The 20,642-nt window shown below is 51.2% G+C and carries 22 protein-coding genes and 1 tRNA gene; 5 read left to right on the top strand and 18 right to left on the bottom strand.

Translation table 11 applies throughout. The features are described from left to right. The first annotated feature begins 156 nt into the window (after positions 1-156). Complete coding sequence (gene nadC / locus AC5JO6_RS13310; RefSeq protein ID WP_496081550.1) at positions 157-1,029, top strand: carboxylating nicotinate-nucleotide diphosphorylase; 873 nt, start codon at positions 157-159, stop codon at positions 1,027-1,029. Between the two features lie 5 nt (positions 1,030-1,034). Here nadC and AC5JO6_RS13315 read toward each other — a convergent pair whose 3' ends face one another. Next, entirely contained in the window at positions 1,035-1,889 is an 855-nt protein-coding gene (locus AC5JO6_RS13315; RefSeq protein ID WP_496081551.1) for a C39 family peptidase, read from the bottom strand. Between the two features lie 248 nt (positions 1,890-2,137). Between AC5JO6_RS13315 and argS the strand changes: the two genes are divergently transcribed. Further along, positions 2,138-3,898 (top strand): arginine--tRNA ligase, encoded by a 1,761-nt coding sequence (gene argS / locus AC5JO6_RS13320; RefSeq protein ID WP_496081552.1) that lies wholly within the window; start codon positions 2,138-2,140, stop codon positions 3,896-3,898. A gap of 61 nt (positions 3,899-3,959) precedes the next feature. Here the strand turns inward: argS and AC5JO6_RS13325 are convergent, their stop codons facing one another. From AC5JO6_RS13325 to AC5JO6_RS13345, 5 genes are all read right to left on the bottom strand, one after another. Next, on the bottom strand, positions 3,960-4,349 hold the full coding sequence (locus tag AC5JO6_RS13325; RefSeq protein WP_496081553.1) for a hypothetical protein: 390 nt from the start codon (positions 4,347-4,349) through the stop codon (positions 3,960-3,962). Positions 4,350-4,420: 71 nt separating this feature from the next. Then, a complete protein-coding gene (locus tag AC5JO6_RS13330) occupies positions 4,421-4,768 on the bottom strand; it encodes a putative quinol monooxygenase (protein ID WP_496081554.1) in 348 nt (115 codons plus the stop codon). 105 nt (positions 4,769-4,873) lie between these two features. Beyond that, the gene (locus AC5JO6_RS13335) at positions 4,874-5,191 is read right to left on the bottom strand and encodes an MGMT family protein (protein ID WP_496081555.1); all 318 of its coding nucleotides are present in this window, start codon (positions 5,189-5,191) and stop codon (positions 4,874-4,876) included. A 48-nt stretch (positions 5,192-5,239) separates the two neighbouring features. After that, positions 5,240-5,944 carry an exonuclease gene (locus AC5JO6_RS13340; RefSeq protein WP_496081556.1) on the bottom strand — a complete coding sequence of 235 codons (705 nt, stop codon included), beginning with the start codon at positions 5,942-5,944 and terminating at the stop codon, positions 5,240-5,242. Positions 5,945-6,095: 151 nt separating this feature from the next. Beyond that, a complete protein-coding gene (locus AC5JO6_RS13345; protein WP_496081557.1) occupies positions 6,096-6,761 on the bottom strand; it encodes an endonuclease III domain-containing protein in 666 nt (221 codons plus the stop codon). Between the two features lie 100 nt (positions 6,762-6,861). On the opposite strand from AC5JO6_RS13345, the gene AC5JO6_RS13350 reads away from it, so the two are divergent. Next, a complete protein-coding gene (locus tag AC5JO6_RS13350) occupies positions 6,862-7,734 on the top strand; it encodes an S-methyl-5'-thioadenosine phosphorylase (protein ID WP_496081558.1) in 873 nt (290 codons plus the stop codon). Positions 7,735-8,221: 487 nt separating this feature from the next. On the opposite strand, the gene AC5JO6_RS13355 is transcribed toward AC5JO6_RS13350, so the two are convergent. From AC5JO6_RS13355 to AC5JO6_RS13370, 4 genes are all read right to left on the bottom strand, one after another. After that, the gene (locus tag AC5JO6_RS13355; protein ID WP_496081559.1) at positions 8,222-8,407 is read right to left on the bottom strand and encodes a hypothetical protein; all 186 of its coding nucleotides are present in this window, start codon (positions 8,405-8,407) and stop codon (positions 8,222-8,224) included. A 50-nt stretch (positions 8,408-8,457) separates the two neighbouring features. Next, positions 8,458-10,617: a polyphosphate kinase 1 gene (gene ppk1 / locus AC5JO6_RS13360; protein WP_496081560.1), complete on the bottom strand. Its 2,160-nt coding sequence runs from the start codon at positions 10,615-10,617 to the stop codon at positions 8,458-8,460. A 3-nt stretch (positions 10,618-10,620) separates the two neighbouring features. Beyond that, positions 10,621-10,830 carry a hypothetical protein gene (locus AC5JO6_RS13365; protein ID WP_496081613.1) on the bottom strand — a complete coding sequence of 70 codons (210 nt, stop codon included), beginning with the start codon at positions 10,828-10,830 and terminating at the stop codon, positions 10,621-10,623. Positions 10,831-11,000: 170 nt separating this feature from the next. Next, a complete protein-coding gene (locus AC5JO6_RS13370; protein WP_496081561.1) occupies positions 11,001-11,126 on the bottom strand; it encodes a hypothetical protein in 126 nt (41 codons plus the stop codon). Between the two features lie 173 nt (positions 11,127-11,299). Here AC5JO6_RS13370 and AC5JO6_RS13375 point away from each other — a divergent pair, with 173 nt between their 5' ends. Continuing rightward, entirely contained in the window at positions 11,300-11,809 is a 510-nt protein-coding gene (locus tag AC5JO6_RS13375; RefSeq protein ID WP_496081562.1) for a GNAT family N-acetyltransferase, read from the top strand. 170 nt (positions 11,810-11,979) lie between these two features. Here AC5JO6_RS13375 and AC5JO6_RS13380 read toward each other — a convergent pair whose 3' ends face one another. The 6 genes from AC5JO6_RS13380 to AC5JO6_RS13405 form a co-directional block, all read right to left on the bottom strand. Then, positions 11,980-13,464 carry a DUF697 domain-containing protein gene (locus tag AC5JO6_RS13380; RefSeq protein ID WP_496081563.1) on the bottom strand — a complete coding sequence of 495 codons (1,485 nt, stop codon included), beginning with the start codon at positions 13,462-13,464 and terminating at the stop codon, positions 11,980-11,982. Then, positions 13,439-15,103, bottom strand: a complete 1,665-nt coding sequence (locus AC5JO6_RS13385) for a slr1306 family protein (protein WP_496081564.1) — start codon at positions 15,101-15,103, stop codon at positions 13,439-13,441. The genes AC5JO6_RS13380 and AC5JO6_RS13385 overlap by 26 nt, the downstream gene beginning before the upstream one ends. A gap of 221 nt (positions 15,104-15,324) precedes the next feature. After that, positions 15,325-15,401 (bottom strand) — tRNA-Met (locus AC5JO6_RS13390). 183 nt (positions 15,402-15,584) lie between these two features. Further along, complete coding sequence (locus AC5JO6_RS13395; RefSeq protein ID WP_496081565.1) at positions 15,585-15,941, bottom strand: VOC family protein; 357 nt, start codon at positions 15,939-15,941, stop codon at positions 15,585-15,587. A gap of 27 nt (positions 15,942-15,968) precedes the next feature. Then, a complete protein-coding gene (locus AC5JO6_RS13400) occupies positions 15,969-17,801 on the bottom strand; it encodes a hypothetical protein (protein WP_496081566.1) in 1,833 nt (610 codons plus the stop codon). A 165-nt stretch (positions 17,802-17,966) separates the two neighbouring features. Continuing rightward, the gene (locus AC5JO6_RS13405; protein ID WP_496081567.1) at positions 17,967-18,719 is read right to left on the bottom strand and encodes a creatininase family protein; all 753 of its coding nucleotides are present in this window, start codon (positions 18,717-18,719) and stop codon (positions 17,967-17,969) included. 694 nt (positions 18,720-19,413) lie between these two features. Here AC5JO6_RS13405 and AC5JO6_RS13410 point away from each other — a divergent pair. Continuing rightward, positions 19,414-19,728, top strand: a complete 315-nt coding sequence (locus tag AC5JO6_RS13410; RefSeq protein ID WP_496081568.1) for a DUF6679 family protein — start codon at positions 19,414-19,416, stop codon at positions 19,726-19,728. On the opposite strand, the gene AC5JO6_RS13415 is transcribed toward AC5JO6_RS13410, so the two are convergent. Together AC5JO6_RS13415 and AC5JO6_RS13420 are read right to left on the bottom strand one after the other, a co-directional pair. Continuing rightward, positions 19,725-20,096, bottom strand: a complete 372-nt coding sequence (locus tag AC5JO6_RS13415) for a cupin domain-containing protein (protein ID WP_496081569.1) — start codon at positions 20,094-20,096, stop codon at positions 19,725-19,727. The genes AC5JO6_RS13410 and AC5JO6_RS13415 overlap by 4 nt on opposite strands. Positions 20,097-20,138: 42 nt before the next feature. Further along, complete coding sequence (locus AC5JO6_RS13420) at positions 20,139-20,444, bottom strand: hypothetical protein (protein WP_496081570.1); 306 nt, start codon at positions 20,442-20,444, stop codon at positions 20,139-20,141. Positions 20,445-20,642: the final 198 nt, after the last annotated feature.

Below are 20,642 nucleotides of genomic sequence, written 5' to 3' on the forward strand. Positions count from 1 at the left end.
CCCTGCTCCCTCGACCGCTTAGCCAATATAACGGGAAGCATGGGAAGGTGTCAAGTAAAAAGGCGAAGAAAAAATCCGGGGGCTGAAAACGCCTTCCTACAGCCTGCTGCGTTGAGTTAGTCTCTAAGGGTGTAGAGATTAAGGAGCAAGCAAGCTGTGAATATCGGCGCTGTCTTACCGTCGTGGATCGTTTTGCAACCGCTTTTACAGAGTTGGCTGGTTGAGGATATTGGGCGAGGTGATCGTGCTACCAATTCACTCTTTTTAAAGGGTGCTCCTCTTGGCAGGGCGGAATGGATTGCAAAGGAAGCTGGTGTCATTGCTGGGCTGCCGATAGCAGCAAGAGTCTTTTCCCTATTGAATGGGCAAATCAGCTTTGATGCAAAGGTGGCTGAGGGAGAAAACGCAGAGCAAGGACAGGTAATCGCGTTGATTGAAGGGTCGCTAGACGCGCTGTTGACCAGTGAACGGGTTGCACTGAATCTGGCGATGCGATTGAGCGGCATTGCGACGTTAACCCGCAAGTATGTAGAGCAAATTGCAGATTTGCCCACTCAACTGGTGGATACACGCAAGACAACACCGGGCTTACGCCTGTTGGAAAAATATGCAACGCAGGTTGGAGGAGCAGTCAACCATCGAATGGGACTAGACGACGGTGTGATGATTAAGGACAATCACATTGCAGCGGCTGGAGGGATTGGAGCAGCGATCGAACGAATCCGCCCTTTTGTACCGTACCCATTGATGATCGAGGTAGAAACAGAAAGTTTGGAGCAAGTAAGAGAAGCGCTACAGCATAGGGCTGACATCATCATGCTGGACAATATGCCGCTGGAACGAATGCAACAGGCAGTCTCCCTCATTCGCCAAGCGAACGATCGCATCAAAATTGAAGCGTCTGGCAATATCACGCTGGAAACGATTCGATCTGTTGCGGAAACAGGAGTGGATTATATTTCAAGCAGTGCGCCTGTCACGCGATCGACATGGCTAGACCTCAGTATGAGACTTGTGAATGCTGGCTAAGCCGCTTACAAACCCGTTGGTAATCCTGTGGGCTTACCCTTAATGCTGGTGACTATTCTTCCCCAACCTGCTTCACCGCCTTGATCCCAGAAGATGCGCTGCATCGTGTCGTAGGTGTAGGGATCAAACGCGCCGCCAATACCGATGTCGTAATTATCGCTTGCGCCGTGGCGAGTACCGTAAGGGTCGTGGATAAGCCAGAGCTTTTTGGCAGGATCATGCCCAACGATGACGCAAATGTGACCAGAGAATTTGTATGCAAAGCCAGCAATGACGGGAACACCTGCTTTGAGAGACGACAGTACATCCTTTGAGGAGACAGTGTAGCTGAAGTAAGACTCGACACCCAATTCGTTTAGGGCTTTAGTTTGAGCATCGTGATCGGTTGTATCACCGTACTTGGCAACAATCCGCATATAGATTGATTCTGGCTCTGAGAGTCCTTGTTCTTTCGCCTTATGAGTCAGCTCTCCCTTAAGGAGAAAGTTTGCCAGCATTGTATTGCTAGTAGTGTTGCACTGTCGCCAGTCATACCAAATTTGCCCATCTCTGATAATTTCCTCGTTCCCCAATTGACTGGCATATGCCACGTTTAGCTTGAGGGTTTGAGTGGCTTCTTCGCCTTCAACATGAATATGTGGATCGTAAGCGTAAACTGCGTAAAGTTTGGCAACGCCATCTTTAGACGTTATGGGTGATGCCAGCTTAAGAAACAGGTGCTGGTTGCGATCGGGCGCAAACTCGGTGATAAAAAAGCTGCTGCCTTTAGACATGAAAAGTTTTTCAGCATCCGTTAAATCGTTTGCTCCTAAAACGCGCTTTTTGAGGAAAGTATCAGCTTTGACAGTTACTTTGGGCATCGGGATATGGCTTTTCAAGCTCAACTAATTCTCTTAAAGTTCCCAACTCCGATCGGATCTGATCGGAGGGCGACAAATTCTAGTTTGAGTTGTGTAGGACATACAGGCAAGCGTCGCTGGCAATGGTTTTGCCCTAAACAAGACTATTATATCAAGGAGAAATAACTTGGAAGCGTGATCGGGTCTTCAAGAAGAGTACGCTAGTTTAATCTGTTAAGGTCTATGAAGCGGACGGCGTTTTCTTTGCTATGAATTTTACGATCGCTCAACTAAAAATTCGCCTTGGACAAGCATTGATAGCCGCTTTTGGTGCTGATTATGGATCAGTTGACCCGGTCTTGGTGCCTGCAAGCAACCCCAAGTTTGGAGACTATCAGGCGAACGTGTCTTTGTCGCTAGCGAAACCGTTGGGCAAAGCACCACGAGCGATCGCCGCACAGCTTGTCCAACAGCTTGATGTCGCTGATCTGTGTGAGCCGCCAACGGTAGCAGGTCCCGGTTTTATCAACCTGACGCTAAAAACGAGCTATCTAGAAGCGCAGATTAAAGCCATTCAGTCTGATCCCCGGTTGGGAGTGGTGGCGATCGTTCATCCCCAGCGCGTGATGGTGGATTATCCCAGCCCCAACATTGCGAAGGAAATGCACGTAGGGCACTTGCGTCCAGCCATCATTGGAGACTGCCTCGCGCGGATTCTGGAGTTTATCGGGCACGATGTCTTACGCATCAGTCATATCGGCGACTGGGGCACTCCGTTTGGGATGTTGATTGCTTACTTGCGCGTAGCTTATCCAGACGCGCTAACGGCAAGTGAATCGTTAGATTTGGGCGACCTGTCTACGTTTTATCGGCAGGCAAAACAGCGGTTTGATGCGGATGACGCTTTTCGTGAGGCGGCGCGACTGTCCGTGGTGCAACTTCAGGCAGGTGATCCGGAAACCCTGCTTGCCTGGAAAATTGTGTGTAAGCTGTCCAGCCGCTCTTACCGCATCATCTACGACCTGATGGGGATCGCGCACGTACTTGAGCGAGGCGAATCGTTCTACAATCCCTTACTGGAAAGTGTTGTTGAAGATCTAAAAGCAACTGGACTGTTGGTTGAAGATAACGGGGCGCAATGTGTGTTTCTAGAAGGCTTCACCAATAAGGAAGGCAAGCCGCTACCGCTAATTGTGCAAAAGTCGGATGGCGGCTATAACTACGCGACAACAGACCTGGCAGCCATTCGTTATCGGGTGAAAGAAGACAAGGTGCAGCGGGTGGTTTATCCGGTTGGCATGGAGCAAACCAATCACTTTATCCAGATTTTTCAGGTGGGACAGCGAGCGGGCTGGATTACGGATGCGGTGGAGTTCATCCACGCACCATTTGGTTTGGTGCTGGGGGAAGACAATAAAAAGTTGAAGACCCGATCGGGCGAGGCTGTGCGTCTTCAGGATTTATTGGATGAAGCGATCGCTCGTGCCCGTGCTGACCTCGAAGCCCGATTGGCAGAAGAAAATCGACAGGAGACAGAGGAATTCGTTGCTCATGCGTCTCAAGTAACAGGTATTAGCGCGATTAAGTACGCTGACCTAAGCCAGAACCGCACCAGCAACTATATTTTTAGCTACGATAAAATGCTCTCGCTGCAAGGCAATACAGCTCCCTACATGCTGTATGCCTACGTTCGTGTGCAAGGCATTAGCCGGAAAGGTCAGATCGATTTTGAGCGGTTGGGCGCTGATGCCGCGATCGTGCTGAAAGATGAATCTGAGCTAACGCTAGCAAAACACATCTTGCAACTAGATGAGATCTTGGCACAAATTGATCAAGATTTATTACCCAATCGGCTCTGCCAATACCTGTTTGAGCTGAGTCAAAAGTTTAATCGGTTTTACGAGCAGTGTCCCATTTTGGAAGCAGAGGAGCCATTACGAACCTCACGGCTGATTCTGGCTGATTTAACGGCACGATCGCTCAAGTTGGGACTCTCTCTACTCGGTATTCCTGTATTAGAACGGATGTGAGGCGGTAGAGCTAGCAATTAATCGCTAAGGTCGATCGTGAGAGGTTAAGTACTCATTTCTGTCACTGGTTCAAGCCTCTGTTCAGGCTTCCAGGTGGAGGAAGAGGTTGAACTGGTCTCACGACTGGGTTTCTTAACCCGCCATTAGGACTATTAGGAGTAAGAAACGTACCAGAAGGGTTGACTATCTTGCTCCCTGTAGTGACGCGGCTGCCATCCGGGTAATAGTAGGTGTTGGAGCCGTTTGTACCTGGAACAGTGACACTGGGGTTCACAACCGTTCCAGTCGGGGTCACGATCGCGCCACCTTGATAAATTCGTGTGCCAGATGGGTAATTAAGCAAATTGCCCGTGTTCCCAATACCGTTTTGTACAACCTGAGCACTGGCTGCCATAGCAGGAGCGATGCCAATTAATAAGCCCAATAAACTACGCAAAAGCAAAGATTTCATTGCAGAAGTCCGATGAACTAGCTTGATCCTAGAGTAGACACCTACTATAAACCGCTCATTGCAGTGTCATGTTAGGCAGTGGGTGTCACTGTAGCGACCTCGGTAGCATCAATGGTGTATTGGCGTACAGAGAAGGGCTTGGTCAGCCAACGGGCACGCAACAGCGTGAGATACTTCTGGAAATGCTCAGTGTGGAAGTGAAAGTCGAATGCCTCCTTGCCAGTCCATTCCTCTATAAAGACAAATGTGTTTGGATCGGTGGTGTCTTGGAAGTACTCCCAGCTCACGCAACCCTCCTCGGTGCGAGATGGCTCGCTGAGAAGGTTGCTAGCGGAGATAAATGCCTCACGCTCATCAGGCTTGATCGTGAGCTTGGCGACAGTGAGCAAATGCTTATTGCTAGATGTTTGCGCTTGCATAGGGGCGATGCCGAAGACGATGAGAGAACAAGAAAGGTAATTTTCATCAAAAGCATCTCACCATTCAACCTAGTTTATAATCAAGTCCTATCTGCTTGCTTCCGCTTAACTAATTGCCCCTTGCCAGCGATAGGCACGTAGATTGATGCGTCCTTGAGCGTTGAACTGGATGCCTTCAGCTTCGAGAAGCGATCGCTGCAAGTGATCACTTCCATACCGCACAGGCGACTCCGAAATCTCGCCTTTTGCATTAATCACCCGATGCCAGGGAATATCCGCGTCTGGAGCAACCCGAAACAGGGCATAGCCTACCAAACGTGCTCGCCCTGGTAGGTTTGCCAACTCTGCCACCTGCCCATAGGTTGCCACCTGACCATAGGGAATTTGTTGCACGATCGCGTAGATGGCTTCGTAGGAGGACATGGAGAAGAAAGGCTAAAGGCTGAAAGTTAGAGGCAGCATTTTTATACTTCATCCTTCATACTTTAGCCTTCCGCCTTGCCGTCTCCAGAAGATCGCCACTCGTTCTTCCCACTGTTGCCAGTAATGATTGATCGTTTCCAGGTCAAACCAGAAGACTTCGGCGGGCAAATCAGGGATGGCGATCGCCAGCAGCGCATGATGCAAGTTTAAATCATAGTCCTGATAAGTTTGTTGCACTGCTCCCCAGTAAGCAACGACTTGCAAGGGATAGTCGTTCAAGTGCTCCAGTGAATGTTTGGGGCGATCGGCGGTTTTCCATTCGCAAAGACACGCAATGCCGTCGTAATTGGCAACACAATCAACTTTCCCGGCATAGCCGAGATCATGGTGAAAGACGGTGCCTTCAACCAGTCTCACCTCATCCACAGCGAGAATGACAGGCTTGATGCTTTCCCAGTAGGGCTTGATTCCGTCTGGGCACAGAACGACTTCGCCTTGCAGATAGCGCTGCACCTGTTTATGCGTGCCCGTACCGCGACGGCTGGCAGTGCCACTAATGCGGGCAGCTTCCTCTACACCCACGCGTTCTTTCCAGTGAGCAAGGGCATCTCGCTGCTGCTGCGATCGCGTCGCGTTGAGAATCGTGCTGACACTGGGTAAGCGATCGCCGCGATCGTTTACATAATACTGCCTGCCGCTCTGCCGCTCTTGTTTCGCGCTAAGTACAGGAAGCGCCTGAGAATCAGAAATCATACCATTGCAGTTGTGACAGTCTGCTTAGATTGTAGGCGTTGCTGAAAGCCAGATCCCCGACTTCTGCACCAGACTTAGCCAATTACAGCAAGACAAAATCAAGAAGTCGGGGATCTCTGTCGCCCTTTCAACGCTAACCACTCCCGACTCCCTAACGATGCTCTCTTACACCCACCTGCTGGCACATTTTAAGCAGCGGACAGGTTGAACAACGGGGTGAGTCTCCAGTGCAAATGTGTTTGCCAAAGGGCACTAATCGTTCGTTGAGTTCAATCCAGTAGCGCTCTGGCAATTTTGCTTCCAGCGCTTTCAACGTTTTTTCGGGTGTGCGCGTTTGCACATAGCCCCAGCGGTTTGTGACGCGATGCACGTGGATATCCACACTGATAGACGGATGTTTACAAGCAATACCCAGCGTCAGGTTGGCGCATTTCGGACCCACGCCTGCAAACGAGACAAGCGTATCGAAATCGCACGGCAGCTCATCGCCATACTTGTCGATAATTTGACGGGCGATCGCCCAGATTTGCGGCGCTTTCGTCTCATGAAAGGTAGAGTCGCGGATCAGATCTTCGATTTCTTCGGTAGTCAGGCGTGCCATTTCTGCTGGAGTACGAGCGCGATCGAACAACTTAATGGCAACTGGAAGTGACGCTTCATCCCGCGTGCGAATGGAGATGATACAGGCGATGAGTTGCTCAAACGGCGACGTGTAGCCCAGTTCTGCCAACGCAAACATTGCTGCTTTCGGGAAGGGACGAACGGCTTCTCGCAGCAAGATCATTGCCTGATCAATATCGAATAGTTGCTGATTCAAACGGCTAAACGCGAGGGGTTACACTTTTTATCCTTCATCCTTTAGACTTTAGACTTCCTTCAACAGGTAGAATATCTACGACCAACCTAACGAAACCACCATGTCTCAGGCAGCGATCGGCATTATTGGCGGCAGCGGACTCTATAAAATGGAGGCGCTGAAAGATGTAGAAGAGGTGACGATCGACACGCCCTTTGGCAAACCGTCTGATGCGATTATTTTAGGGACGATCGACGGCACACGCGTTGCCTTTCTGGCACGGCATGGCAGAAACCACCATCTCACACCGTCAGAGCTGCCGTTTCGCGCCAATATCTACGCCATGAAAAGTCTGGGTGTGCAGTATTTGATCTCCGCCTCAGCCGTTGGTTCGCTCAAGCAAGAGGCAAAGCCGTTGGATATGGTGGTGCCGGATCAGTTTATCGATCGCACCAAAAACCGCGCTTCTACCTTCTTTGGCGATGGCATCGTTGCCCACATTGCCTTTGGTGATCCCGTTTGCCATAACCTGGCAAATGTCCTATCAGATGCAGTCGCCAGCCTCAATCTTACGGATGTCAATCTGCATCGCGGCGGCACCTACGTTTGCATGGAAGGTCCCGCTTTTTCGACCAAAGCCGAATCCAATCTGTACCGCAGTTGGGGCGCAACGATTATCGGCATGACCAATCTGCCAGAAGCGAAGCTGGCGAGAGAAGCAGAGATTGCCTACGCCACACTAGCACTGGTAACTGACTACGACTGCTGGCACCCCGACCACGACAGCGTCACCGTTGAGCTGGTGATTGCCAACCTTCAGCGCAACGCCGTCAACGCCCAAAAAGTCATTCAAGAAACCGTCCTCCGTCTGAGCGAGAATCCACCCACATCAGATGCCCATTCTGCGCTCAAGTACGCGATCCTCACACCGCTGGATAAAGTTTCGGACGCAACTAAGGCAAAGCTGAACTTGCTACTGCAAAAGTATCTTTAACGCATAGCGAATGACACACGCCCTGAGACTCTTTTGGAAGACAACGGCTGCACCAGGTTAATCGCAAGGACGCTGCCACTCAACTGGTGGATCTGATCGAAGCAGCAGCCAGCGACGAGTCTGAAGACCTCATCACCTAACCACTTAGAAACGGTAAAAGAGTCATTTCGCAAACCACTTATGGTGCTATTAACATCAGCGATCGCACCTGAAATCTTACTTTTTTCGGCTCGAATTTCTTGACTATTGTCCTGGGACGTTTGTTACTTGAATAACGTGAATAGGAAAAAGTCTACAACTTTCCCAACTGCTCCGCCAATATGTTTTCCAACTTCGCTGCCAGCAGTTTTTCCGGGCTTTCCACCTACAAACTTACCAATTGTTGAGCCTGACGGGTAGAACCATTACCCCATGTCCAATTAGGATCAGACTGTTTTGAACCATAACTGATTCTGTCGATCGTAGCCATCAAGTAGGGAATTACACCTTAATCACGAATGCGAACGAAAACCTTTGTCCAAAGTTCACCTAACCACTGTTTGCCGTCAGGAGTGACCTCACGCCCATTCGCTACAGCAACAACAGGAATGCATTCAGCAATATCAAGGCTTGTGTACTCTGCAATTACACTGCGAATACGATCATCCATTGCAGCATAATTGATCTCTGTCATGGCTCAATCTTCACCCCTTACTCCTCACCCCTTACCCCTTACTCCTCACCTCATTGCTGCTGCGCCATGTCCATCAATAGACGCTGAGAGCTTTGCTCGGAGACACCTGTAGCGGGACGACGTTGAATATAGTGTCCGTCTGGCTGTAAATCCCAAGCCTGGCGGTTGTCGGCGAGGAGGATGCCGAGGATTTCTTGCAGGTCTTTGGCGATCGCGGGATCGTCGATCGGTACCACAGCTTCCACGCGGCGATCGAGGTTGCGTGTCATCCAGTCAGCGCTGCCGATGAACACCTCTTCTTGTCCCTGGTTGTGGAAGTAGAAGATACGGGAGTGCTCCAGGAAGCGCCCGACAATACTCACGACGCGGATGTTTTCGCTGATGCCGGGTACCTGAGGACGCAAACAGCACATGCCACGCACAATCAGATCGATCTGCACACCTGCTTGCGAGGCTTCGTACAGCGCCACGATAACGCCAGGATCGACCAGTGCATTCATTTTGGCAACGATACGGGCGTGATGTCCGTTGCTGGCATGGTCGCTTTCGCGATGAATGAGCGAGAGCATACGATCGCGCAAATTGACGGGAGCTACCAGGAGCTTGCGGTAGACCTGCTGCCGTGAATAGCCCGTTAAGTAATTGAATAGATCGGTTAGATCGGCACCGAGATCTTCGCGGCAGCTCAATAAGCCTACGTCTGTGTACAGTCGAGCCGTTTTGGGATTGTAGTTTCCGGTGCCAATGTGGACGTAACGCCGAATGCGTCCCTCTTCTCGCCGCACAACCAGCATGACTTTAGTGTGGGTCTTGAGTCCAACTAAACCATAGACGACATGCACACCGACATTCTCTAGCTTGCGTGCCCAGTTGATGTTGTTTTCTTCGTCGAAGCGGGCTTTGAGTTCTACCAGCACGGAGACTTGTTTACCGTTTTCGGCGGCGGCAATGAGAGCATCGACGATCGGTGAATCGCCAGAGGTGCGATAGAGCGTTGTTTTAATCGCCAGTACATCTGGATCGTGCGCTGCCTGCGTGAGGAACCGCTGCACTGTGTTGGAGAAGGAATAGTAGGGATGGTGCAGCAGCAAATCTTGCTTGCGAATTACCGCAAAAAGGTCGTCTTCCAGCTCAAGCGAACTGCGATCGACTTCAAGGCTCCGGCGCAGACGGTTGGGTAATGCCGATCGCCAGGGTGGATCTTTCAACTCTGGCAGCGGTAAGCCATTCAGCGCAAACAGATCGCTCAAGCAAAGCAACCCTTCCACTTCGTACACATCGATATCGCCCAGTTCCATTTCCTGACGCAGCATCTCGCGCACCAGTTCGGGCATGGAGGCATGAACTTCTAACCGCACGATCGAACCACCAAAGCGTCGTTTGCGAAGCTCTTGCTCGATCGCCAGCATGAGATCATCCGCTTCATCTTCGGCAACTTCTAAGTCGCCATCGCGCGTAATGCGAAACGGGTAGTATTCCTGGATGTTCATACCAGGAAACAGGCTTTCTAGATTGTGAGCAATCACCTGCTCCAGCGGTACCGCAGTCCACGCAGCAGGCATCTCTTTTTGCTGCCGTCGCAGATGCTCTGGCAGCGGTAGAAAGCGTGGCAGAATTTTTGGCACTTTGACTCGAGCAAACAGTTCCTCACCATTCGCCGGGTCTTTGATGACCACTGCCATGTTGAGACTGAGGTTAGAAATGTAGGGAAAGGGATGCCCTGGATCGATCGCTAGCGGTGTCAAGACTGGAAAAATTTGCTCGTCATAATACGTTTGCAGGTAAGCGCGCTGCTCCTGATTCAGCTCAATGTAGTCCAGCAGATACACTCCTTTGGTTGCCAACTGCGGGCGCAACGCTTGCTCAAAGTGTTGATGCTGCTGCGTGACCATAGGACGCAATCGCTGGCTGATCAGGTCTAGCTGTTGCTGTGCGGTGCGTCCATCAGCAGGCAACTTTGTGACCTTCGCTTCCACCTGTTCTTTTAGCGCTGCCACTCGCACCATGAAGTATTCATCCAGGTTGGAGCTGAAAATCGCCATGAATTTCAGCCGCTCTAACAGCGGTGTGCGCGGGTCAAACGCCTCGTGCAGCACTCGATTGTTAAACTCTAACCAACTGCTTTCACGGTTGAAGTAATACTGAGGATCGGTGAGGTCAACGTCGAGCGGAGACTGCTTTTCTGTAATGACCTTTCTACGCCTTGGCATGATTTAACCAAACACCTCATCTTCTCTGCCTTTCCACCACTCTCCGAGCTGCATCATATCCTGATGGATATCGGCGATCGCCTCCAGGTATTCTGTTTCAGAAAGAGAATCGCGGCGCTCACGCAGCTTGAGTAATCGTAGTTGACCTAACAGCCAGGGCTTCGTTATGCCATCAGTGTGTTCAATGTAGAAGGCGAGGTCGTCGCTCGACAGTTTCTTAGGCGCATCATCATTCATGGGCAGCACGATCGAGAATCAGGTGGCAACAGCAAACGTCACTCACCCCATCGTATTACTGATACCTGAAGAAAGCGAAGCCAGGTCGAAGTTAATTATTCACTGAGCCAGACGCGAGTCAGCCAACCGCGATCGTGCGTTAGATGTCAGCCAACGGCACTGCTACTGTGAGCCACTGCAATGCACTGTTGACTCAACACAATCGTACGGTGCGCGATCGCATTAATAGAGTGAGCCACTGCAACAGCAGCGTGGGCGGCTCGCATTGGCATGGTGCGCGATCGCCTTAGCATTGTGATGCATCACGTTAGTATGTTGAGTCAGCACAATTGTATTTTGAGTCAGTACAATTGTATGTTGAGTCAGCACAATTGTATTGCGAGCGATCGCACTAGCAGTGTGATTGGAGATACCTATAATCTGTCACAATCGGTAGTCTTGAGTGATGGAAGTTCGAGCTGAGAAGCCAGACGATGTAGAAGCGATTTTTAGAGTCAATGTTGCGGCATTTGGGCGAGAGGGTGAGGCAAATTTAGTCGATCAGCTGCGAGGGGTTGCTTCCACGTTGTCCTTCGTTGCTGTTGAGTCCGAGCAAATTGTTGGACACGTTTTCTTTAGCCCAGTGGCGATCGCAGGAGACTGTGCTGATCGTTTACTCGTTCTTGGATTAGCGCCAGTAGCCGTGCTACCTGACTATCAGCGACAAGGAATCGGGTCATTGCTGATTCAGTATGGTTTAAGCGAGTGCGCTCGGTTAGGTTTCAAGGCTGTGGTCGTGCTGGGTTCTCCAGACTACTATCCACGATTCGGGTTTGTGCCAGCCAAGCAGAAGGGACTGGGATGTGAGTACTCAGTGCCCAATGAGGCGTTTATGGTGTTGGAGTTGGAACGTGGCGTATTGGAGGGACGTGCTGGAATGGTGAAGTATCGGTCAGAGTTCAACGAACTTGAGTAGCGATCGCCGTAGAACAAATCTGTTAGAGCGGTGAATAGAGGCTCTACGCTTCGTTGTTGGATGCATTCGTTCGGTTGCGACGACAGGAAACCCAATCTTATCAACCACTCCGAAGTGAATGATTCAACTTGACGCTGCCACACGGTGTCATTCCACTCGCTCTTACATCTTTACAAATCTGGCAACCCAAGTTGCTGGCTCAATTCTTGGCGTAAGCGATAGATGATGGTGTTGGGTTCTAGCTGGTTGAGAATGTCTCGAATCACCGTGTTGGGTCCTTGTGATCCCCAGCTACAGCCTTGCTCCAGGTAGACCTGCACAGCCCGACCGACAGCATACGCTCCGTAGCCTGCAATGCCGCCCTGGGCGATCGCCGTCCCTGCATATGCCGAAAAGCTCGTCGAAGCTTCCAAGCCTGACGCAGCGGCTGCCGCACTTTTACCCATACCCAGCAGCAGACCGCTGCCAAATTCAGATAGCATCAGGCTACCAGAGCTGAGGAGAATCGTTTTCCAAAGCTTGGTGGCTTCGTGGCGAGTGACCGGTAAACCGTAGAGTTCAGACAGGGCGCGAATCATTGCCAGATCGGAAATGGTGCCGCCAACCAGATCGAGCACTGCGATCGGGTTAATGCCCACCGCGATCGCCTTGTAGCGAGCAAACTTCCAGATCAGCGCATCCGCTTCGGCATTGCGAACAGCCATAATTTTGCTGGCTAACGCTGCCTCGGCATCTCTTGCTTGAAAAAGGGCATTCAGCGCTAATAGCGTCCGTCCTTCTTGCCGCAGAATGGCGAGGATTTTCTGCTTGAGGCTGTCGATTTGCACAGGCGGAGCCTCCCATTCATAGGTTACGCGACCATCCACCTCAACCCGTACCTGCATGGGAGCCGGATCAGCCGCAACAAGGATGATCTCATTTGCCGACATCAGCCGCTGAAGCTGCATCCCATCAATGCTTTTAGCGGCAAGCTGCTGCAAATTCTGGTAAATTGCCTGTCGGGTCTGGTCAGGATACAGATCGATCTTATTGAAGACCAACAGCAGAGGCTTTTGCGATCGTCGCAGGTCACAAAGCGCCTGATATTCGGTGCGCGTAATGTCGCCAGCAACCACAAACAGAATCAGGTCTGCTTGACGAGCAATGTCTTGCGCCATCTGTGCCCGTGCTTGTCCATCAATTTCATCCAGCCCAGGCGTATCAATGAACTCAACCGTCAATTCCTTAGTAGCAAGAGTGGCTAAGGCTGCACTCTCCGCGTCTCCGCGTTTCTGCGGTTCCCTTCCTGCCAGCGACCAGTAGACCGATCGCGGTGCCTGCGTTACACCATTCAACGGTCCCGTAGGCAAAATCTTCTGACCCAGCAGGGCATTCAACACTGCCGACTTGCCGCGACTAACCAAGCCAAACACGGCAATGCGAACCACCTGACTTTCAAGCTTATTCAGTGTGACGGTGAGTTGCTCGACATCACTGCGAAGCGTTTCACGATCGGTACCGCTAGGCGGACGATTTTTCTCAGACCGAAAGAACGCATTGTAGCGACTCAGTGCCTGCCGTAAACTACTACGGGCGCGATTGAGAGACGATTCTTGCGGGTCAACACTACTGGTCGATCGCGGGTTGGGTTCAGTGGGAGGAAAGAGTTGAGTCAAGGCTCGGCATAGAAAGACGGACGTTAGCTCCATTCTCGTCCAAAACTTGAACTTCTTGGCGATCGCCTAAAGCCGAAGCCGATTTAAGCGGGATGAGTAGCGGCTCGTTCAACAGTTCAGGGGCGGTTTCAAGAGTGGCGGTAACGGTAAGTGGCGATGGCTCTGGCGCAGAGGACACCAGTCGCTCCATTGCCTGTCTGACAAAGCCTTGTAGAAAGGTTAACTGCTGATTCTTCTGAAAAACAGACTGCAAAATTTCGCTGAGACGCTCGATCGCCAGCGGATTGGCTTCCATCAGCGTCAGGTTTGGCTCTTGATTGTGGAAATACTCGATCAGGCTCAACCCCACGATGCGCGTGAGATAGGCTGCACTCACCCCTTGAATGCAGCCACCTGCTACATACGTCAACGCATTCACTTTCAGGAAACCCGCGATCGTCTGCGTCGATAGCTCCACCAGACCCAACTTCAGCATCAGGCTACCGAGCGTTGCTGCCATTTTCTGCGCCTGCTGGAGCGAAAACTTCTGGCGGTACAGCGTACCCAGGTCAAGAATCATTTGCGCGTTAATCGCAGCCGTTGCCAGCACATCCAGGGTTGGTACGGGGCTAATGAAGGCGGTTCCGGCAGCGACCCATTGGAATTGCTCCACGACAGGCAAGGCGCGCGTCCGACGAACATCATTCAGCACCAGCTTTGCCTGATGTTTGAGCGTGACTGCCCGGTTCAAGGCGCTTGCCATGACCAGTTGCTGGCTTTCCTGTGCCAAAATCTGCTCCAATCGCTGAGTCAAGTCAGCTAACTGTGGCACTTGTGCTTCTAACCATTCATGAACGGAGCCATCCACTTGATGTTGACGGACTTTGATCGGTTTAGGTGAGGCTGCGATCGCCACCACATCCGCCTCAGCCAGAATGCCCTCAACATGAGTACCAAGCTGGTTCAGGATAGCTTCCCGATCGATCGGCAAATACTGATCCAGCTTATTGAACACCAGTACGGTGCGCTTAGTAGCGACCATCTGTTTCACAGCGTGTAGTTCCGAGGCAGTCATATCCCCTGTAACGACGAACAGTACTAAATCTGCCGCTACTGCCTGTTGCAGCGCCAGGACATCGCCTGTGAGGACAGTTGCAGTCGTTGCCACAAAACCAGGGACTTCATTAAAATGCAGCACTCTCGAACGATGATCAACACACGTAGACTGCAACAACTGGAGTAAAGCCGTTTTGCCCGTGCCTTTTGCACCCACGATCGCGATCCGCACCTCCTCCCGATGCAGCTCATGAGTCAGTTGAGAGATTTGTGACTGGAGTCGCGACACGCGCGGTTGAGCGTCCGTGCAGACGACTTTCTCTGTTGGATCTTCGACCTCTTCTTGAAGCTGCGTCATAACTTGCGCGGCTTCTGCCAGCGTTCGCTTCACGGTCACAGAGTCAACAGCCAGAGGTGCTTGAGTCGTTACTTTCTTCCGGTCTGCTTGCCTGTGCAACCATTGCACCCCTGCCGCTCCTATCAGCGCAAAAGCCGCATAAACCCCCCACTCGCCCACCAGATAATGAAGAATGTCTAGAGTCGCAAGACTCAGCGCCAGGAGGCTACCACCAATCACGAGAGGGCGTTTCAAGTTAACGGTCATAGTCAGTCTGATTTAGTGGTGGGGTCATCCAGCCGAACGACCGTTTTGACTGAGATCATCTATCAATAGCGGCATCCAATCGCACTATCTGGCAGTCGCTCTACAGCTTAAATTGAACGTCAATATCTCTTATTGTATCGGGGCAAGGTCAGCGCTAGAAAATAGTTAACCACAAAATAATCCCCTGTCAGTGTGTTCATCTGACAGGGGATTATTTAACTTGGTGGCGGGGCATGGATTTGAACCATGGACCTTCGGGTTATGAGCCCGACGAGCTACCAGACTGCTCTACCCCGCGACGGCTTATTCAATATAGCAGTGAATTGTACGATTACATCATATTTTAACAATCTCGCTGAAACCCGTAGTCGAGAAAGGGCGGAAGCAACCGAGTTTAGCCCGCGGCAACCATCTCTGCCCCAGCAAGAGCAACCTAGACCATCTGCTGGAGTTTGTTGTGTGGTCAAACCTCATAAGGGCATTACTGGGGTTGTGTTAATTCCACTCGATGCCCGTCTACGTCTGCAACCACTGCACGTCGTCCCCAGGGTGAATTTGCGGGAGGGGAAATGATTGAAGCACCGTACTTTCTGAGTTCGCAGACAACGGTGTCCACAGAAGTCACTTGGAAGCCTAGCCGAGTCGCTGTTGTTGGCACTGTCCCAGGAGTATATGGATAAATCTCAAAGGTTACACAGCCTCCTTCACAAGCAAAATGCTCCAAACCATTACCATGTCGATGTTTGGTGAAAGATAGACCAATTTGTTGATAGAACATAGCGGCTTGGTCAATGTTACCTGAGCGGATGACAACAAGATTCAGTTGAACGTCACTCACTATTTCTTACCCCTTCTTTTTTATCATTCATCCTTTCGGATTAAACGACCCAATCAATTCACTGCCGTCGGCGTTGTAGACTTCTAGCGGCAAGCCTGCGTTGTCAGCAATGGTTTGGAGGGCGGTTTGAAGGGTCTCGATGTGGTTGACAGCACCTCCTAAGGTGCCGCGATCGCCCGATCGACCCACAATAAACGCCGTTCGTAGTTGCCGTTCGTAGGATGCGGTGAACTGCACTCGAATCACATTGTTGGCGATCGCATAGCTACACAGCTTGGGTGATCCAGCACAGACGCGATTCAGGTCATCCCGTGTGCGTTGCATGGCGGCAGCAACCTGTAACTGGGCTTCTGCTTGCTTAAGTGAAGTGCCGTAGGAGGCAACCAGCGGTTGCGCTGGTTCGGAGTAAGCAGTGTTGTTGGGTACTTGCTTGACATTGGTGAGTGCCTCGCGCCAGTTTGCCACTGCCTGCGACCACTGGTTGTTGCGCTGGGCGATGTCAGCTTTTTGAGCCAACGCCAGCGCTTGCGTAAACGATTTCTGGGCAATCTGCTCCTGGGTGGCACGATCGCGCGCCGTTGCCAGCTTCGGTTGGTAGTCAGACAGTAGCTGCTGTGCGTCAGCGTAACTGGTAGTGCTGGTAGGAATCTGCTTCAGCCTATTGATGGCAACTTGCCAGGTTGCTTGTGCTAACTGCCAGTTCTCTGGTGTGCGGGCAATACCCTGTCTGGCTTCCGCAACTTTAGCTGTTTCTTTAGCAACCGTTAGCTTTTTCTGTGCCTGTTGTTCTGCTGTCGTGAGTTTGCCGAGCGCTGCCAGGTTTGCCTCATAAGCCGACAGGCGCTGTTGAGCAAAACCATAGAGAGTATTGGGTTGAGGTACTGTTTGCAGTTGCGCGATCGCCTCTCGCCATAGTGCTTGTGTTGCTTGCAGTGATGCTATTGACTGCGGCAACGCCTGACTTTTTTGAGTCGCTGTGGCTGCCTTACTTTCTGCCGCTAGTACCCAATCGATCGTCTGAAGCTGAGTCTGATACGTTGCTTGTAGCGCCTGCGCTTCCTGATGATGACTCGACCAAGCTGGAACCGCATTCAGTTGCCGCTTTGCATCTGTAAGCTGCTGCTGCACCCGCTGCAAGTCTTGCCCAGTTTGCGCGGTTTGGATGGCTTGCATGGACTGCTGGTTGAGCCTCTGCGCTGCCTCTAATGGTTCACACGCACCAATCATGCAGGGACGCGACATTACCCACAGCCCTGTCCCAAAGCAAATTACGCTCACTCCTACGCCTGCAATCAGCCAGGGAAAGAGGGGCGATCGCGCTGGCAATGGAGCCTTGTCCAACGGTTCTTCCGGTTCAGGGCGGAGTTGTGTCAGATCAGAGAACTCTGTGTCAAGTGACGCGCTGGCGCTGAGTTCACTTTGAGTGACAAAGGCATCAGCATCGCTATCCCGGTTGTCGTTCAGAGTTTGTTCCCCGATCGCTGGCTCTCCTAATGGCGCTTCAGTTGTTGCAAGAGGCTCTACTACTAACGGTTCTAACTGAAAGCGATGAGCAGCATACGGTTGCCGTTGACCCACCACACGCAGGTAAAGTTTGCCCTCAACCGGAGCATGGTCTTGCCCAAGCATGAACTCGTGCACTAATTCTGGTAGTAGGGTTTGAAGCGTCTGCTCTAGCGCACTGAAAACCGCTGACGGATGGGGCGTTTCGTCAGGCGGATGCTGACCCAGAACCATCAGCTTTTCCTGTTTGATCACACAATGAATTTGCATCAGTGTGGTCTCTGGCAGCGCTAGTAACGCCGTCTGCAACTGGTGCGCTAAGCGCTGCAAATCCCCCCGGTGTATGGCGGATTCCATGAGGCAATTGAATAAATTGATTCCTTATCCTACTCTTCAAGCCTTGGCGATGACCATAGTTCTCAGCGATGACCATAGTTATAGAAGAGCGGCTGGTGGTGAACGATCGCGCCACCAGCAACAGCACCTTTTCAGGAGCAAAAGCCCGATCTGTTTTCATTGCCACTAGCCTGACGCGTCGCCCAAAAACTCTAAATACGTACTGCTCAGTTCCTTGACCGCCAGATCATACAGTTGCCTACCGTGCTCAGGGGTCGCAAGCGCTGGATTTGACCCCATGCGACCATCAGGATACCGACGGCGAAAATCGGCTGCCCCATAAATTTTGTGCCCTTTTGCAACAGGTTCACTCAGAGGAGCCTGCTTAATCGCCTCTGGGTAAACATACTGAGTCAGCGCAACCTCACTGGGCGTTGCATGAGAACCTTCCTGATCGCCGTACAGCTCTTTTGCTAGTTGATACACAGAACCACACATATACCAGTTACTCACCTGACACTGCACCTGCTCTGCGTTCGGCACATTCAAATCAACCAATGTGGCATAGACCTCCGAGAATGCTGCCTTGAGTGTTGCCACATTGCCTCCGTGCCCATTGATAAAGAAAAAACGCGTAAAGCCTGCACGTGCCAAGCAGGTAACATAGTCCCGAATGAGCAAAATCAACGTACTGGGTCGGAGACTCATACTACCTGGAAACGCTGTGTGGTGCAGCGCCATACCGACATTAATGGTTGGACTCACCAGTGCATGAGTGGCTTCACTGACCCCACGCGCGATCGCCTCTGCACAAATGGCATCCGTACCGATCAGCCCGGTTGGACCATGTTGCTCGGTCGAGCCGATCGGCAAAATAATGCCCTTCGACTGCTCCAGATAGGACTCTACCTCTAGCCAGGTACTTAGTTGCAGCAGCATTCAACGCTCCACGATGCTAAAGCTCTAATCTAATCTAATAAACTGACTGGCTGAAGAGACGGGTTTCTAGTTTCTGCGGACTCAAAATAAACTTTCGTGGCGCGATCGCCTGTCAGTACGGCACTTTATATCAGGTTAGTAACCAATCATCCTCACCCCGCTTAACAATCGCTAGAATAGTTGGTACAATCCGATACTTAAGGGGATAGATATTACTAAGCCCATTGCACGTTTAGTGAAGGAGAATGCTAGGCACGATGGCTGGATTCATGACAATCACGACTCGCTGCGCCTTGTCAACGCTTACCTGCCTCCACCGCTTCACATGCCAAGCCGCTCTTCTTTGTAAGGGTCTGCGCTCCTGTCCTCAACCGATGCAGCCGTCCCTAAAATTACCAATCTTTCCTGAATAATGCCCTTATCAGCTACTTTTTCACTTCAAAGGTATCCTAGAGCGATTGTTCGCCATTCCCCTGAAGCTGAGACTCTTTGTTCAGGCTCTCCAACGCTTTACACTCAACCGCTTGTTAAACAGGCGCTGAAGTTTGAGCTGAGCGTTAAAAACACGCTCATTCGCACGGTTTTAACGCTTAGTGGAGCCTTCTATCTCAGCCTCGACGGTGCCAGCAGCTTTACGTACTGTGGAAAAGCTGCATGAAGTCTTTGATAAAACTCACTGCTCAGGAGAAGCAACATGTTACACCGCAAGATTTATCAACTGTGTTGCGACGGTCGCGAAGTCTGGATCTTCTTGCGGGACCAGCAACGTTGGATTGAGCGGGCACGTATCCTTGATATTGAAGGAGACTTAGTGACCTTGCGCTACGAAACCGAAGAAGAAGATGAAACCTGTTCTTGGGAAGAAATGGTTCGTTTAGAGAGCATCGGTGCCGTCACGCAAAAATTAGCGTCTGTCCCCAAAGGCAATGTGGAGTTTGCTGTTTCCGAGGATTGCCCGGAAGCCGAACAAATTCCTAAGAATCGCTTTCCAGACGCAAACCCTGATTAACGTGGCTCAGCATGGATGGTTTCGTCTGCTTGCCGCCATGCGGGATCAACAATGCAGATGAAGACTAAGGGTGCCGTGCCATTGTTGCGGATAAACTGCTCCGCATGAGGTGGGATATAAACAGCGTCTCCAGGCTCCACGACCTGGTTTTCGCCGTTGATGTGCATCTCACCCGTACCGCTGAGAATGTAATAGACTTCAGACGTTTTTAGTGAATGCGGCAGAGACGATCGCCCACCTGGAACGATCGCGTGCGCCAAGCTGTAGCGTAGAGCGATCGCCTGCTTCTCTGGATGTAATAACTCACGTAGCAGTGTGCCATCGCCAGCCACAAATTCTGTACAAGCAGTCAGCTTTTGAATCAACATTCCTTTGCGCTCCTTCGCTCTCGCTGCCTTGATTGTCTGCAATTATGACAGCGTCTGACCCTTAGCTGAGTAAGCGTTAGTGCGAGGCTCGTAGTCTGGGCAGCTAATTGCTTCTTCGGTTAAGGCTATAGAGGGACGTACTGTGCATTTGAGATGATAATCGCTCGTAAAAAACTGGCAGCCAGCACAGGGAATCCGGTGCATTTGCCGACCCCGACCGATCGTATCGCGCGTTGCTGTCCACACACTCCAACCCAAAAGCCCCACGATCGCCCAGGCAGAGAGAAAGCAAAACGGCACTAACCAGGGTTGTATAACGTGTACGAGTGGTCGCAGAAGTTGGAACACGGCAATAGATTAAGATATGAACGATGGTCAGGCTTCTAGTGTGTCGCTTTAATGACGATCGTGCCTCTTTATTAAGCTTGAAAGTTTGGCACTTCAGCTTGAAAATTCTGAAGAAACATTAAGTTTTTGTTACCTAAGTCAAAATGCTCCTGGAAAACAGGCACTTTAGACGAAGCGTCTACGCTATCAATGTCCGTC

The organism is Tildeniella sp., assembly GCF_059505325.1.